Raw genomic sequence first — 15,361 nt, 5'->3', positions numbered from 1 at the left:
TGACGCCGTATACAGTTTTACATACGCAACCAGAAATACCAAAAACAGAGAAATCACACAGAGAATCAGCACTGTATGCAGCAGGCCTCGGCTCTCATCATCCGTATAATGGATGACCGCCGCGGCCTGCTTCTTTTCCATTTTTATCCAGATCTTCATAAATATTTAAGAAATGGGACGTTCTTGCACTGCCGTTTTTTCTGTGCTACGATATACTTTCGAAAGAAAGGAGTTTTTATCTATGGCAATACCCAAAAAGAGTTCCATCCTGTCGGCGGTTCAGGAGCGTATACGCAAAAATCTGAAATTCGCCACTCTGTCATTTCTGTTTATTATCGCTTACGTCAACGTGTTCCAGAAAGTATTCGGAGCAGAAAATTCCATTGTCGGAGTTATCTTTGCCATTATGATGTCGGCCTCTATGGTCCGCGACTTAACCTCCACACCATTTAAGCATCTGCTTGCGCAGTCCACGGTACTGGTGCTGATGGCAGCTGCCGCCTGCCTGGTTGTCACTTTAAATCCATGGATCGCTCTTCCGATCAACTTTATCATGATTTTTTTAATCCTGTATCTCTATACGTATGAATACTCCGGACATCTGTATTTTCCTTATATTCTGTCCTACCTGTTCCTGATTTTCATATCCCCCTCCAGCCCGGAACAGCTTCCAAAGCGGATTATAGCCATGGTGACGGGAGCCGTCTGCATCATTCTCTATCAGCTGGTCATGGGACGGAACCGGGCCGCAGAGACGGTTTCCGACGTACTTCTAACACTGATCGGTGAGGCCAAGCAGTACATATCCTGTCTCTTATCCGGCAGTGGAACACCGGAGAGCCTGGAAGATGTCCGAAAGAATATCCGCCGCCTCAGCCGCATGGTCTATGACAGAAGGCGTAAGGAGCTGTGTATATCCGATGCCAACTTCGCCGTGGTCGATTCCGGGCGCGGCCTGGAACACCTGCTTATTCTGCTGTCTCAGACCGAGCATCCGGAAAAATACCAGGATATGCTGGAAAAGACGCTGGTCCAGCTGGACCACTTTGAGGCCTATGTAAATATGAAGACCACGGCTCCTCACCTCATTGCGCGAGATGATTTTATTACGGATGTGAAAGACCTGCATCAGGCAGAATTTTACGACAGCCTGGAGTACATCAGAAATCACCTGGTCCATATGGCGGATCCCGAAAAGAAATCAAATTTCCGTCCGACTCTGCTCTCCCTTTCCATCCGGATTCAGGCTGCATTAAAAATCAGTAAAGTGCGCGTAGTCTACGCCCTGCGGGTTGCTCTTCTGCTGTCACTCGCAACACTGCTGGTTGAAAGCCTGAATCTTCCTCACGGAAAATGGCTTCTGTTTACCCTTGCCTCAGTTTCCCTCCCTTATGCCGATGATGTGGGGCAGAAGGCCGGGAAACGTTTCTTTGCTACCGTGGCAGGAGGCGTATTCAGTGTGATTCTCTATTCCCTGGTTCCGTCTCCCGCCGGCAGGACTGTTATCATGATGCTGTCTGGCTATTTAAGCTTTTATTTCTCAGATTACACAGGAACATTTGCCTGTTCCACCATCGGAGCGCTGGGCGGCGCTGTGTTTATGAACGCATTTGGCTGGGTGCCTGTAGGGTGGATGCTGCTCATCCGTCTGGCCTACGTGCTGGCCGGAATCGTGATCGCCTACGCCGCCAACTGCCTTCTCTTCCCCTACCACCGCAGCACAGCCACTGAGACTCTGCTGAAAAAATACGATTACGCCTCCAGGCTGCTGTCAAAGATCTGCCGCCAGGGCGTAATCGACACGCAGTTTTACTACCATCTGGTTATCCAGTCCCAGCTGATCGAGGAAAAACTGTACCAGAATACCTACGGCGAGGAACGGGAGCTGCTGCATGACAAAATCTCGGAATGCCGGGCGCTGGTACGGGCGGCTCACCGGAGTTATCCGCAGAAGGAAGGCTTGATTTCACAATAAATCAAAAAAGTATTTGACAAAGTCAACTATCAAGAATATAATTTGACTTAGTCAAATACTTTTTATTTGCTTATTTTTATATTGAAATTGAAAGGAGCGCTTCCCATGCCAGATTCTCTCGCTTATTATATTACTGCCCTGAGAAAGGATCTGAATGCCTATTCCGATGCCAGACTCAAGCAGTACGGTCTTACGGATGGCCTGTTTTATTATATTATTTACATTGGTAAAAATCCCGGTTGTTCACTCAGTGATACCGCCCATTTTCTCAGGGCAGACAACGGGCATGTGACCCGGTGCATTGGTAAACTGGAACAGTTAGGCTACGCGGTCCGCACCCGCGATACCGTAGATCACCGGCATTACCATTTAACTCTTACAGTGCAGGGGGAAGCCATTTTCAAGGAACTTCATACTCTGCTTCATGACTGGGATGAGATCGTCTGCCAGAACTTGAACAACGGGCAGAGAGAACAGCTTTTGGAATTGCTCCGGCGCGTCTGCACCCGGGAAGGCGGTAAAGGGGGGCAGAGCCATGTATGAGACTATTAACAGCCCATTCAAGCTGGGTAATGTAACCCTGAAAAACAGAATTATCTTTGCCCCCACCTCCATGGGCCTTAAGGAAGAGGAGTACTTGGAAAAACTGGGCGCCATCGCCCGGGGCGGAACAGCCATGATCATCATCGGGGATGTTCCTGTACTGAAGAGTCCGTTTCTGTCCCTGTACAGCCGAAAAGGATTTCTCCGTTACCGCCGGATCACGGAAACGATTCACGAAAACGGCGCCCTGGCGGCCGCCCAGCTGCACATGTCGGACTCGCAGTTCCGTAGTCTGATCAAATATCTGCCGGGCATGATCACCGGAAAGATCAAACCGGATGAGATGAGAGTCCTTTTAAACGATACGGTATCCGGCTATATAACCGGCCTGACCAACAAGAGAATCACCGAGATCACACAGGGCTTCGGCAAAGCGGCCGTTTTAGCAAAGGAAGCCGGATTTGATGTCATTCAAATCCACGGCGACCGGATGTGCGGAAGTTTTTCTTCCTCCATTTACAATCATCGCACAGACCGGTATGGAGGGAGTGCGGAGAACCGGGCTCGTTTTGCCTGTGAAGCAGTCGCCGCCGTCCGGAAAGCACTTCCCGATATGACCATTGATTATAAGCTGGCAGTCCGCCAGGAAGATCCCCATTATGGGAATGCCGGGGTGCTGAAGGAAGAGCTTCCGGTCTTTGTTCCGCTCTTAGAGCAGGCTGGCGTGAACAGCTTTCACGTCACCCTGGCCAACCATTCCGACTTAAGCGATACCATACCGCCGGCCTCACATCCCTATTTTCACGGGCAGGGCTGCTTTTTATCATTCTGTGATGAGGTCAGCCGTCTGACCGATTTACCGGTCTGCGGAGTAGGACGGCTCTGTTCTCCTGATTTCGTGGAAGAACAGTTGAAATCAGGACGAATCCAACTGGCCGCCATGAGCCGCCAGCTGATCGCAGATCCCGAATGGGTTAAAAAAACCGTCTCCGGCGCCGGTTCCCAGATTTTCACCTGCACAGGATGCAACCGGGAGTGCCTGGGAGGTATGCAGGCCCATAAAGGAGTGCATTGTATTCGGGATCGTATTAAAACTATTAAATGAATCACTCAGGCATAAGGCCGGCACCCATATGGATACCGGCCCCATGCCTACAGATTCTCCGCAAACGTCCTGACCTGTGCAAGCGCCGCGGACTGATAGATACTTCCCTTCTCCACCATACCAGGCGCCGTAAAAGCTCCTTTATTCTCCCACTTTAAGTAATCGCAGATGTCCTTTAACTGGGCCTGGGCCGCGTTATAGACTCCCGGTGAGCCGGAATCCAGCAGCATGGCCGCCGAAGTGATGTGAAATCCCGTTTTGGCGCACGCATACATCCGGTCGATGAAGCACTTGATCTGTGCGGATATATCAAACCAGTAGATAGGCGACGCCAGCACCAGCATATCCGCTTTATGTACATCCTGCAAAATCTCGTTCATATCATCATTCTGCACACAGACGCCGTCATGGGTAAAACAGTGCTCGCAGGCCAGACAGGGGCCTACCTTCAGCCGGCTTAACTTCCGCACGGTCACCTCGTGGCCGCTCTCTTTCGCGGCCTGAGCAAATGCATCCGCCAAAATCTCTGTGTTACCGCCTTTTCTCGGGCTTCCCGTTACTACTAAAATGTTCATATTAAAGCCTCCTTCTCCGCTGACCTGCCATGGTGCTTCTATGATTAGTATAGGTGGATTGGGGCTGTTTTTCAAGTGTTTTTAGGTGTCTTATTTATTCATTTCCCGACAAGGGACCTTCTCCGAAATAGTATTGTCCGGAAGATCCTATTGTTCTCATAAACGTTCTTATATAGTTGGTCAATTCTTCCTCCACCCCCATGCAGAGATGCATATAATCCACTCCCGGATTTTCATTTATCTGCTTCTCGATTGACTGGATCCCTATGCCAAATGCATCCGTACACACATTCACCTTATTAATACCGCATGCTACAGCTTTCTTTAAATTCTCTTCTCCTGCACCTGAACCGCCATGCAGTACAAGGGGCATGTTAAGAATCTTTTTTAAAAGACGTATCCTTTCAAAATCCAGTTTAGGTGTCTTTCCTTTCGGATAATTCCCATGCGCAGTACCTACTGCCACTGCAAGTGCATCGACACCGGTTCTGTCTGCAAACTCTTTCGCCTGACCAGGCTCCGTATAGAGCCCGCCATTTTCGTCATCACCGTCCGCGGCCTGGCCGACATGGCCCAGCTCTCCCTCCACGCAGATCCCTAATGGATGAGCCATTTCACAAACCAGACGGGTCCTGGCTATATTCTCCTCATACGGAAGCGCGGATGCATCTATCATAATGCTCGAAAATCCCTGTTTCATGCACTCACAGATAAAGGTGAAGTCCTGTCCATGATCCAGGTTTAAAGCTACAGGTACCAAAGCACGCTCCGCCAGCCGCCGGATCATGGGCACCATATCTTCCGGATGTGCGTGATTTTTCATCTGTCCCATTCCAATGTTAATGATAACCGCAGAATGTTCTGCCTGGGCGGCATTTACTGCAGCCCGTACCATCTCCATGTTGATACTGTTCATCGCCATAACCGCATATCCATGAATATGAGCATGCTCTAAAATAGGTTTCATTGATACATACATCGTTTATTTCGCCTTTCTTCTGTCATTTTTCCCCACATAGCATCCGGATTCCATACAATACGTCCACACACTGCTATCCGGCCCGTTTAACCGCTCCCCCGCCTCTTTCTTTATCGCTTCCATCTCCTGATAAGTACCGATTCTACTTACGGTATCATAAGATTCCATACATCTAAGAGCAGTAAACGCAGCCATATCAAGCGCCTTCTCCGGCGTACAGCCCCGTCTAAAAGAGTTTAAAAATCCGGCTATCGCCGTATCGCCTGCGCCTGTAGCAGAACGAATCTTTTCAGGCTTATAAGGCGTGCACCACAGTTCTCTTCCATTCCATGATTCCCCCCAGGGACAGTGTTCTCCGGTCTTTAATACCATACCTCTTTTCCCGCATTTTAACAAAACTGCCTTAGTCCCCATTTCCAGCGCACGGTCCGCAATGGTAAGAATAAACTCCTCACCCAACACCTCCGTCATATCCCTTCCCTGATATTGCGCTGCCATCTCCTGATATGTCCGGTGCATAAACAGAAAGACTGCCTCTTCTATACTCGGCATAAAAATATCAATATACGGGAGCGCCTTCTCCAGAATCGGCAGCCAATCCGTCTTACCAGCATCCGTATTTAAATCAGGAAGACTCATGTCAACCGATATTCCCAGCCCATACTGTTTCACCTTTTTCAGCATCCGAATAAATTCTTCTCCAGTCCGATCATACAGAGTTTTCATAGAAGTAGGATATCCAAAATGAAACCAGTCCGCCTCCTTCAGCAAATCCCCCTGAATATCATCCGCCACAAAGGTCTGGGAAACCCCTCTGCTGTGAATTGTACTTTTATCTCTTCCCGGAACCGCCAAAGCGATACTTGCGGTGGAAGAGATACCCTCTGCCTCCATAATAAGTGAAGGAACGCCTTCCTTTTTCATCATTTCCCGGATCAGGAATCCCGCTCCATCGTCCCCAGTCTTACTTATGAGAAACACCGGTTCCCCCAACCGATGCAGAGCAATTCCCGTATTCCCCACTTCGCCTCCCATGTAGATACGCATCCCCTGACACTCCGTTACCTTTCCCTCTGCCAGCAGCATATCAGATGTAACAGCGTGCGGAAATACCGGCAGAATATCCAGTACAAGAGACCCGGCAACCACAGTTCTTTTCATCCCTTTACACCTCCTGCCGACAGGCCTTCCACAAACTGATTCTGGTTGAACAGAAATATGATGACCAGAGGTATCAGCGCACATACTGCTCCTGGAATCAGGAATTCATAATTATTTCCATAAGAGCTGATTAAAGAAGCAAGTCCCACGGGAAGTGTGTAGGCAGAATCCGTGGTAAACACAATGAGAGGCCACAGAAATGCGTTCCAGTTGCGCAATGCCAGCAGAATGGTCATTGCGCCGAAGGCCGGGCGCATCAGAGGAGTCATAATCTTAAAATAGATGCCAAACTCAGTACAGCCGTCTACTCGGGCCGCATCCATATAATCCTTACTGATTCCGGATACAAACTGCTGGAAGAAAAACATGGCCGTAGGCTGAATCAGGAAGGGGAGAATGGAACCAGTCTTTGTATTGATCAGTTTCATGTTTATAATCATGCGATATAACGGGATAAGAAGAATTTCCAACGGTATCATCATGACAATCATAGTAAGAGTAAACAGAAACTTTTTTCCCTTAAATTTATAAGCTCCCAGCGCATACCCTCCCATAGATGAGAAGAATAAGGAGAGCACCGTCGATACAGCCATAACCAAAATACTGTTCCCATACCATTTTAAGTAAATTCCGGACTTTGTTGTCACTGTATAGATATAATTCTGTATAGAGAGATTATCAAACTGCCAGACCATGGCGATTCCATTTTTAAAAAGTGCACTGGTAGGCTTTAAAGAGGCTATCACCATAAAATATATGGGGAATAGCATCATCACTGCCAGCAGGAGAAACAAAATTCTCACCACAAACCGTATAATTGTTTTTTTCATTTTCAATCCCCCTAATCGTCGTCTCTGAAAAGCCCAAATCCTTTAAGCTGTAAGAGGTTAATAATGAGCACAATACCAAGAAGGACGAATCCAATTGCAGAACCGAATCCCAGATTTCCATACGTAAAGCCCTGTTGGTACAGATATCTGACAATTGTCATCCCCAGGTTTCCCGGCATGGATTCTTTCCAGAATACGTAGCTCTCTCCAAAGGTACGATACCCTTCAAAGATCAGGATAGTAAAGACGTAGATAATAATCGGTTTTAGCAGAGGAATCGTAATATAAAGCAGCTTCTTTAATTCACCGGCCCCGTCAATCTCAGCCGACTCATAGACATCTCTTGGAATTGTCTGGAGACCAGACAGGAAATAGATCATATACAGTCCAGCGCTTTTCCAGGTGCTTAAGACCACCATTAGGGTAATACTCCATTTATAATTCAGCATGAAGTTCTGTGACTCGAAACCAAACACATTTAACAGTGAGTTCATAAACGCATTGCCAGAGTCGGAAAACAGCATCCGGAATACGATACCTGCCACAATCGTTGAGGCCAGTGTCGGAATAAAAAATACAGCCCTGAAGAAATTTTTTCGTTTAAAAAGGCCTGTATTGAGTACAACTGCCAGAATTAACGGAAATACAGTAAGTACAACACATTCGACGGCCGTCACCAGTGTTGTTGTCTTAACCGCTGTGAAAAAGTCTTTATTCCATAAGTTTTTATAATTGTTCAGTCCCACCCAGGTATAGCTGTTAAATCCCTTTAGTTTCTGAAAGCTCATTAAAAAGGAGCTGATAATCGGATATAAATTAAAGATCAGGAACGACAGAATGAATGGGGTAAGAAATATGTAGGGTGCCGCTTTTTTGCTGTATGCAAGCTTTTTTAAGTATTTCACAACATCATCTCCTTTTAGAAACGGGTACCGCCAGTCAAGTCAGACGGCACCCGCCCGGATACTTTACTTCTGGGAATTCAGCGTGTCAGCAGCCCTGTCCAGGGCCTCTTTCGGTGTCGATGTTCCGGCTTCAAAAACAGAATACATTACATCGGAGGATACAATATCAAAGGCTTTTGGAACCATTGGATTATTATGGATCGCGTTGGAATTCTTTAAAGAAGCCGCCACATTGCCAAATACATTCTCGTTATTGAAGAATTCCCGTTTTACAGAAAGGGCCTCATCCTCCCATACATCGCTTCTAAATGGCGCAAATCCCAGCTGCAGATAACACTCCTTGTTCGCATCATAGCTCAATTTGCAGAAATATAAAAATTCTTTTGCCAGTTCCTGGTTCTCGCACTGATTGGTAATAACTGTTCCCGTTCCACCGGTACAAGCGCTGGTATACTGCTGCCCCTCTTCCCATACAGGCATTGGTCTTACGGCTAAATGACCGCTTAAGTCAGGCATATACTCTTCAAGCCTCGTCATATACCACAGAGGCATAATCAGCGCGCCCATACCATCATTGTTAAAGAATTCATAGAAATTCTCTGAGGTATTGGAGCCGCCCGGCATCGTAACTGCAATTCCATCATCCAGCCAGGACTTTAAATACTCCAGAATTTCCACATTAGTCTCATTATTAATGATGACGTTTCCTTCTGCGTCGAAGAAATCAGATCCTTTCTGAAGTACCATAGACTGGAATGGATACATATCTGTAGTTTCAACAGCCGTCATTGGCTTTCCTGTCTTTTCTGCAACATTCTTCCCGGCCTTAACAAAATCGTCCCATGTTACAATGGAGTCGATATCTACACCTGCTTCTTCCATAATTTTTGTATTGTAAAATACAACATTGGCACCAGCCTGTGTCGGAGATCCGTATAGCTCCCCATTATAAGAGTACATATCCAGCTTACTCTTAATAAACTTGTCTTTTTCATCCTTCACCAGATCTGTAAGAGACACAAATGGTATTTCATCAAAATCATAATACACACCAAAGTGGATAATATTAACGTCACAGAAATCGGGTGCTCCCTGCCCCGTCTGCAGTGCTACCAGAAGCTTACTCTGCCTGTCTGACCCACCTACACTGACCAGATCTACTTGAATAGGTCTATCCGGATTTTCTTTATTCCACGCGTCTATTCGAGATCTGTAAAATGCCTCATGAGCAGATATACACCAGAAACTGAAATCGACGGGCTCTGCCTCCGTTTTAGCAGCTTCCGCTGTAGTATCTCCTCCTGCCTCCTGAGTTGTCTCCTTCGCAGCTTCAGCCGTCGTCGGTTCCACCGCCTTTTCCTGGCTTCCACATCCGCTTAAGATTCCTGCTGCCAGCATTGCTCCACACACCAGTGTCATTAATTTTTTCATATCTCCTTCTCCTTTCATTTGTTGTATACATCATCGGATATTTTAATTATTATCACATTTACACAACTTTGTCAAATGTATTTTTATATTTTTATACATTTATTCTATCATATCTTATTATTTAGCGGTAATTCCAAATAATGGAAAGAATTTCTCTTGCTTTTTTTTCATCTATGCTATATGATTATTAATCATGAGGATACGTTGTATACATTGTTGTTTTTATTTTATCTTTTAACAGCCACTAAGTGCTCATAACAAGGAGGGAAACATGAAAACTGAACGTTCAGAAAGCGGAAAAGGCCGAAACACATTAAAATACAGCACTTACGAATTTATCAAAAACAAGATTATCTGTTGTGAATATGAACCAGGGACATTTCTGAATGAGGAGATACTCTGTGAAGAAACAGGGGTCAGCAGAACCCCTGTCAGAGACGCGCTCGGAAGACTGGAACAGGAAGGGCTCGTTAAAATCCTTCCCAAAAAGGGAGTTATGATTTCTAATTTATCCATTAATGACATGAACATGACATATGAATTCCGTCTTCTTTTGGAACCATATATCCTAAAGAATTACGGCAATACCCTGGATACGGATGAGACGCTGCGCTACTATCAGCTTTTTTCTGATACAAAGCTTTTAGAAGATAAGTCCCTCTCCGCTACGTCAGATGACGATTTTCATATGTGGATTGTGAACGCCTGCCCAAACACTTATTTTAAAAACAGCTATATTGCTATTCACAATCAAAATCTTCGCTACCGTACCCTGTCTGGTATTCGTTCGAGAGAGAAGGCAGCGGATGAGCAGACCGACCATTTGACAATTTTAAGTGAGTGTCTGAAGGGCAACTGGAATGAGGCTGCAGAAGCCATGCGCCAGCACATTTTAAATTCCAAGGAGACATCATTCCGCCTCTTATTCAGCCAGAATCTGGGAGGGACCTTATGAGCACACTGCGCAACCCGCTGCTGCCTGGCTTTTATCCAGACCCCTCGGTATGCAAAAAGGGGAACGACTATTATCTCGTCACCTCATCCTTTGAATATTTTCCGGGAATACCAATCTTTCATTCCAGAGATTTTGTCCACTGGCATCAGATTGGGCATGTTCTTACCAGAAAGAGTCAGGCAAATTTAGACGGGCTCTTCCCCTCCAGAGGAATCTATGCTGCTACCATACGCTATCATGAAAAGACTGATACATTCTATGTAGTGACTACCCTGGTGGGCAATGCCCCTTATTACGACAATATTAATTTCTATGTCACCGCCTCTGATCCGGCCGGCCCCTGGTCTGATCCTGTGATCATAAAGGGAGCAGAAGGAATCGATCCGACACTTGTATTTGATGGAGATGAAGTCTATTATCTTGGCAACAGAAGGCCAAATCCAGACATCCCGGAATGTGAAAGCCGTCATATCTGGCTTCAGCGCCTGGATCTTCCTACAGGAACACTCGTTGGAGAACGAGTCACACTTTTGGAGCACGGAGCTCTGTATGATGCCGTGGCTCCCGAAGGGCCGCATCTGTATCACATAAAAGACTGGTATTATCTGATCATTGCCGAAGGCGGTACGGACCATAACCACTGCAGCACCGTATTCCGCAGCCGCTCTATCTTTGGACCTTACAAATGCAACCCTCGCAATCCCCTGATCACTCATCGGAACCTGAAACGCGATTATCCAATTAACAGCACTGGTCATGCTGATATTATAGAACTGAACGACGGATCATGGTGGGCTGTTCTTCTGGCCTCACGTCCAGACGGCGGCGATTACCGTAATCTGGGACGTGAAACTTTTGCAGTTCCTATGGTATGGGAAGACGGCTGGCCCGTATTCAGTCCTCAGACAGGCTGCGTGGAATTCTCTTACCCAGGGCCTGATCTTCCGGAATGTATCTGGGAGCCGGAACCGGCGTGCGATCATTTTCTTACACAGGATTTGGGGATGTGCTGGAATATACTAAGAACTCCGGATTATGAAACCTTCAGCTTAAACGATCGGCCCGGTTTCTTAAGGCTGTACCTCAACCGTCACACACTGTCAGAGGCCGCCAGTCCAGCGTTTATAGGAAGACGTCAGCAGCATATGAGCTTTACCGCGAGAACTTTTATGGAATTTATTCCAGCCGCTTTAGGCGAAGCCGCAGGAATTACCATGTTTTATAATAACCAGTTTTATTATTCCCTGATGCTCCAAAGTACAGAGACCGGAGTCTCCATTGTCCTGACACGTCAGATCTGTGGTGACAATACCAGACTGTATTCAGCTCCATACGAAAACGACGGCATTTATTTCAAAATTCATATGAGGTATCAGTCCATTGATTTTTATTTTTCTCAAGATGGTCAGACTTGGATACCGGCCGGAACTACCGTATCCGGTACAATCTTAAATAAAGAGACTGCCGGGGGATTTACCGGAACCTATATCGCACTGTATGCAACAGCAGATGGGAAAGAATCTCAAAATCATGCTGATTTTGACTGGTTTGAATATACCGGAGAAATAAACTAAAAGCCGTCAGGGCAGTGACGTACATTCCTGTAATTCACTGCCCTGACGGCGTTCATTCCCTCTGTTAAGCATAAGTGTCTTATGCCGTCAAAATCTCCACCAGCGCCCCCTTAATCTCCCCATCAATCTCCATCGCCTGCAGCTCCGAAAGAAAGACCTTCAAACTCTTCCCTTCCCTGATCCGCCTGAACAACATTTCCTTTGTCTCAAACGTGGTCTCCGCCTGATTCAGAAACTCAAAGGCAAGCTTCTCCACCGGGTTTTCAGAAAGCTTCATGTTTGTCTCAAAGATTACAACCAGCGTTTCTGCAGTACTAACCTGATCGATCTCCAGGGTCAGTGTTCTGCGGTCCGCATCATAAGACTTTCTGCATGCGGTTTCCCCGCCATTCAGGCTCACACGGCACTCTGCATCCGTCACCGCGGCAAACTCCAGAACGTAATTTCTCTTCTCAGGTATCAGTTCCAGCGCTCCCCTGGCCGAATCAATGGTAAAGGTCTGTTTCTCCCCCTCCCAGTCAAGCTTCATCTCCGTCGTCACGCATACGCCCTGTTCGTAATCACACGTCTCATTGTCATCCTCATACAGCATAAATGCGCCATCCGCGCCTCCGAAGATCCGGATTCGCAGTGTCTCCGGGTTTTTCGTCACATCGGCGGCCCCGGTGCTGTCCGTCATGGGAATCACACCTCCGGCCTTCACCAGTACCGGAATCGTCTCCAGCGGCCGGTAGAGCTCCATGACTCTTCCGCCTTCATACACCATATGGCTGAAGAAATCGATATAAGTCCCTTCCGGAATCCATGCGCACACCTTTGCCTCGTTGATCTTTTTAATCCTCGGCGCGGTAATGGGCGCCACGATCATCTCGCTTCCGAAATAATACTGATTGGCCGCCTCGTAGGCCTCCGCCGATTCCGGATGCTTATAATACATCGGCATGATCATCGGCTCAGCCGACTCACTCGCCCGGTAGTTCATGGTATAAAGGTAAGGCATCAGACGGTGGCGCAGGCGCAGGAACTCACCCATCACAGCCTCCGACTCCTTCTTAAAGCGCCACGGTTCTTTTCCATTAAACTCGCTGCAGGAACTGTGAAGCCGCATAATCGGAGAAAATACGCCGAACTGCGCCCACCGCGCCTCCATCTCGTCGTCCTTATAGCCCCTCATGTGGCCTCCGATATCATGACTCCACCAGCCATAGCCGATATTGGAAGCGTTCGCCGTAAAATACGGCTGGAAATCGAGGGATTCCCATGTGGTGATGGTATCACCGGAAAATCCTACCGGATACCTGTGGCTCCCCGGACCCGCATACCGGGAAAATGTCATCGGGCGTTTTCCTTCCCTCTTACTGTCCAGAAAATGGTAGTGATTCAGCATCCAAAGCGGATCCAGTCCCGGAATTTTGCTGTTATTCCCCTGCTGCCAGTCCACCCACCAGAAATCCACGCCCATTTCCTCATAAGGATGGTGCGCATACTCAAGATAAGCCTCCAGAAAAGCCGGATCCGCAATATCAAAGTTAATCGGATCTTCCTTCTCCCAGTCCACGCCCAGCGCTCTTGCCATATCCGGATACATTTCCTCAAAGCCCCGGACGCCTTCCGCCGGATGGACATTCAGAGTCGTCCGCATCCCGCGTTTATGAAGCGTCTGAAGAAAACGCTTCGGATCGGGAAACAGGCTGCGATTCCACGTATACCCGGTCCATCCGCTGCCGTATTTCGGATCGATATCCACCAGATGCCAGTCCATATCGATGACAGCCACCGTAAATGGGATATCTTCACGCTCGAACCGGTCCATTAAAGCCAGATACGATTCCTCCGTATACTTGTAGTACCTGCTCCACCAGTTCCCGAGGGCAAAACGAGGAAGCATGGGGGAACGGCCGCTGAGATAGTAAAAGTCCTTCAGGCATTCCAGATAGTCATGGCCGTAACCGAAGAAATAGAGATCCTCGCCCCCGCCGCATCTCGGCTCAACCCAGCCGTCCTCTGTCAGGAGCATGCTTTTTCCATCATCAAGAACAGAATATCCAAACCGGGAAAGGACTCCGTGCTCCAGCTCCGTAGAGCCATCCACCTCGTCAAGCGTTCTTGCGGTTCCCTTCAGATCATGAATTTCCTCAGAGTAATGCCAGATGCTGTGGTATGCGCTTAAGTTCCCGATCACCTGGATGCTCAATCCGTTTTTAGAGAATTTCTTCTCATCATAGATCAGATGAATCCGTTTTGTCAGAATCTCAATCCCGTCTTCCGTCTTAATGACCCGGTACTGGGTTGGTTTAAAATCACGGTTCCACGCCATCTGTGAGGGACGGTCTTCAAAATGGCCGTTTTCCTGATATTCCAGCCGGATCAGTCCGTCTGTCAGCACGCTGATGCGGTAGCAGTCTCCCAGCACTATATTTTCCCCGCAGGCCGCAGGGTTTGTCTTAACCTTAAAAATATCTCTCATCACCATATTCTCCTTCTGCCATTAACCATTCCTGTCTTTAACCCTTCACTGCCGACGCGGCGATTCCTGCGATAAACTGTTTCTGGAAGAATAGGTAAACCGCCAGAACCGGTATGATTGAAATCGTAGTAGCTGCAAACAGTGCGCCGTAATCTGTGGAATACTGCCCGTTAAACATCTTAAGACCAACGGACAAAAGCTGTTTTTTGCTGTCATCAATAACCAGATAAGGCCAGAGGAAATCTTCCCACGCCCATAAAAACTGGAATATGGCAATACTGGAAATCCCGTTCTTTGACATGGGGATCACAATCTTATGGAAAATATAAAACTCATTTGCCCCGTCAATTCTGGCGGCCTCCAGTATTTCATTGGGCACGGATGCAATATGCTGTTTCATCATAAAGATACCGAAGCCGGAAAATGACGCAGGCACGATCAGTGCGGCATAGGAGTTCATCCAGCCAAAGGCCTTAATCATGGAGTATCTCGGAATGATGGTGACACACCATGGAATCATCATGGTCGCCAGCACAAGGCCGAAGAGCGCGTCTCTTCCTTTAAATTTATATTTGCTGAGTACGAATCCGCACAGGGTGCTGGTATAGATCACGATCACCGTGATAGCCAGCGTAATAAAAATACTGTTAGCAAAGAATCTCATGAAGTTAAAATGAGCATTCATGGACACGTAATTTCCCGCCGTAAACAGCTTTGGCAGAAAGGTCTGGTGCAGGGCCACGATCTCACTGTTTTTCTTAAAAGAGGAGGCCAGCATCCATAAAAACGGATACACGGTCACGACTCCCAGTACCAGTAAAACAAGATTCAGTACGATACTGCTTACCTTCTTTTTCATGA

13 protein-coding genes are annotated in these 15,361 nt (G+C 47.3%); 5 read left to right on the top strand and 8 right to left on the bottom strand.

Features of this window, described 5'->3' with window-relative positions; all coding sequences use genetic code 11:
• Window positions 1-241 precede the first annotated feature (241 nt).
• The 3 genes from M1L66_RS00355 (at window position 242) to bilR (ending at window position 3,623) form a co-directional block, all read left to right on the top strand.
• Window positions 242-1,975: an FUSC family protein gene (locus M1L66_RS00355; protein ID WP_434690140.1), complete on the top strand. Its 1,734-nt coding sequence runs from the start codon at window positions 242-244 to the stop codon at window positions 1,973-1,975.
• 105 nt (window positions 1,976-2,080) lie between these two features.
• Window positions 2,081-2,518 carry a bilirubin utilization transcriptional regulator BilQ gene (gene bilQ / locus M1L66_RS00350; protein ID WP_434690138.1) on the top strand — a complete coding sequence of 146 codons (438 nt, stop codon included), beginning with the start codon at window positions 2,081-2,083 and terminating at the stop codon, window positions 2,516-2,518.
• Window positions 2,511-3,623: a bilirubin reductase gene (bilR, locus tag M1L66_RS00345; RefSeq protein ID WP_434690135.1), complete on the top strand. Its 1,113-nt coding sequence runs from the start codon at window positions 2,511-2,513 to the stop codon at window positions 3,621-3,623. The genes bilQ and bilR overlap by 8 nt, the downstream gene beginning before the upstream one ends.
• 47 nt (window positions 3,624-3,670) lie before the next feature.
• Here the strand turns inward: bilR and M1L66_RS00340 are convergent, their stop codons facing one another.
• The 6 genes from M1L66_RS00340 to M1L66_RS00315 all read right to left on the bottom strand — a co-directional run bounded on the left by M1L66_RS00340 (window position 3,671) and on the right by M1L66_RS00315 (window position 9,504).
• On the bottom strand, window positions 3,671-4,198 hold the full coding sequence (locus M1L66_RS00340; protein ID WP_187023479.1) for a flavodoxin family protein: 528 nt from the start codon (window positions 4,196-4,198) through the stop codon (window positions 3,671-3,673).
• 94 nt (window positions 4,199-4,292) lie between these two features.
• Entirely contained in the window at window positions 4,293-5,177 is an 885-nt protein-coding gene (locus tag M1L66_RS00335; RefSeq protein ID WP_434690133.1) for a class II fructose-bisphosphate aldolase, read from the bottom strand.
• Between the two features lie 3 nt (window positions 5,178-5,180).
• A complete protein-coding gene (locus M1L66_RS00330) occupies window positions 5,181-6,338 on the bottom strand; it encodes a carbohydrate kinase family protein (RefSeq protein WP_434690130.1) in 1,158 nt (385 codons plus the stop codon).
• Window positions 6,335-7,168 carry a carbohydrate ABC transporter permease gene (locus tag M1L66_RS00325; protein ID WP_006771787.1) on the bottom strand — a complete coding sequence of 278 codons (834 nt, stop codon included), beginning with the start codon at window positions 7,166-7,168 and terminating at the stop codon, window positions 6,335-6,337. Before M1L66_RS00325 ends, M1L66_RS00330 begins: the two co-directional genes overlap by 4 nt.
• Window positions 7,169-7,179: 11 nt before the next feature.
• Window positions 7,180-8,073 (bottom strand): carbohydrate ABC transporter permease, encoded by an 894-nt coding sequence (locus tag M1L66_RS00320; RefSeq protein ID WP_187023476.1) that lies wholly within the window; start codon window positions 8,071-8,073, stop codon window positions 7,180-7,182.
• Between the two features lie 63 nt (window positions 8,074-8,136).
• Window positions 8,137-9,504, bottom strand: coding sequence for an ABC transporter substrate-binding protein (locus M1L66_RS00315; protein WP_434690126.1), 1,368 nt, complete (start codon window positions 9,502-9,504; stop codon window positions 8,137-8,139).
• 271 nt (window positions 9,505-9,775) lie between these two features.
• On the opposite strand from M1L66_RS00315, the gene M1L66_RS00310 reads away from it, so the two are divergent.
• Window positions 9,776-10,459 (top strand): GntR family transcriptional regulator, encoded by a 684-nt coding sequence (locus M1L66_RS00310; RefSeq protein WP_434690123.1) that lies wholly within the window; start codon window positions 9,776-9,778, stop codon window positions 10,457-10,459.
• Window positions 10,456-12,033, top strand: a complete 1,578-nt coding sequence (locus tag M1L66_RS00305; RefSeq protein ID WP_434690121.1) for a glycoside hydrolase family 43 protein — start codon at window positions 10,456-10,458, stop codon at window positions 12,031-12,033. Before M1L66_RS00310 ends, M1L66_RS00305 begins: the two co-directional genes overlap by 4 nt.
• A 79-nt stretch (window positions 12,034-12,112) precedes the next feature.
• On the opposite strand, the gene M1L66_RS00300 is transcribed toward M1L66_RS00305, so the two are convergent.
• Entirely contained in the window at window positions 12,113-14,500 is a 2,388-nt protein-coding gene (locus M1L66_RS00300) for a TIM-barrel domain-containing protein (RefSeq protein ID WP_434690118.1), read from the bottom strand.
• 37 nt (window positions 14,501-14,537) lie between these two features.
• Window positions 14,538-15,359, bottom strand: coding sequence for a carbohydrate ABC transporter permease (locus M1L66_RS00295; protein WP_187023472.1), 822 nt, complete (start codon window positions 15,357-15,359; stop codon window positions 14,538-14,540).
• Between the last annotated feature and the right edge of the window lie 2 nt (window positions 15,360-15,361).

Source organism: Hungatella sp. SB206 (assembly GCF_051132295.1).
Lineage (GTDB): Bacteria > Bacillota > Clostridia > Lachnospirales > Lachnospiraceae > Hungatella > Hungatella effluvii.
Note: the sequence above shows the minus strand (reverse complement) of the source record. Positions and strands in the feature narration are given on the sequence as shown.

Bases quoted from the DNA above. Each gene is read 5' to 3' on its own strand.
- M1L66_RS00355 (WP_434690140.1), top strand. From the start codon at position 242: ATGGCAATACCCAAAAAGAGTTCCATCCTGTCGGCGGTTCAGGAGCGT.
- bilQ (WP_434690138.1), top strand. From the start codon at position 2,081: ATGCCAGATTCTCTCGCTTATTATATTACTGCCCTGAGAAAGGATCTG.
- bilR (WP_434690135.1), top strand. From the start codon at position 2,511: ATGTATGAGACTATTAACAGCCCATTCAAGCTGGGTAATGTAACCCTG.
- M1L66_RS00340 (WP_187023479.1), bottom strand. From the start codon at position 4,198: ATGAACATTTTAGTAGTAACGGGAAGCCCGAGAAAAGGCGGTAACACA.
- M1L66_RS00335 (WP_434690133.1), bottom strand. From the start codon at position 5,177: ATGTATGTATCAATGAAACCTATTTTAGAGCATGCTCATATTCATGGA.
- M1L66_RS00330 (WP_434690130.1), bottom strand. From the start codon at position 6,338: ATGAAAAGAACTGTGGTTGCCGGGTCTCTTGTACTGGATATTCTGCCG.
- M1L66_RS00325 (WP_006771787.1), bottom strand. From the start codon at position 7,168: ATGAAAAAAACAATTATACGGTTTGTGGTGAGAATTTTGTTTCTCCTG.
- M1L66_RS00315 (WP_434690126.1), bottom strand. From the start codon at position 9,504: ATGAAAAAATTAATGACACTGGTGTGTGGAGCAATGCTGGCAGCAGGA.
- M1L66_RS00310 (WP_434690123.1), top strand. From the start codon at position 9,776: ATGAAAACTGAACGTTCAGAAAGCGGAAAAGGCCGAAACACATTAAAA.
- M1L66_RS00305 (WP_434690121.1), top strand. From the start codon at position 10,456: ATGAGCACACTGCGCAACCCGCTGCTGCCTGGCTTTTATCCAGACCCC.
- M1L66_RS00300 (WP_434690118.1), bottom strand. From the start codon at position 14,500: ATGAGAGATATTTTTAAGGTTAAGACAAACCCTGCGGCCTGCGGGGAA.
- M1L66_RS00295 (WP_187023472.1), bottom strand. From the start codon at position 15,359: ATGAAAAAGAAGGTAAGCAGTATCGTACTGAATCTTGTTTTACTGGTA.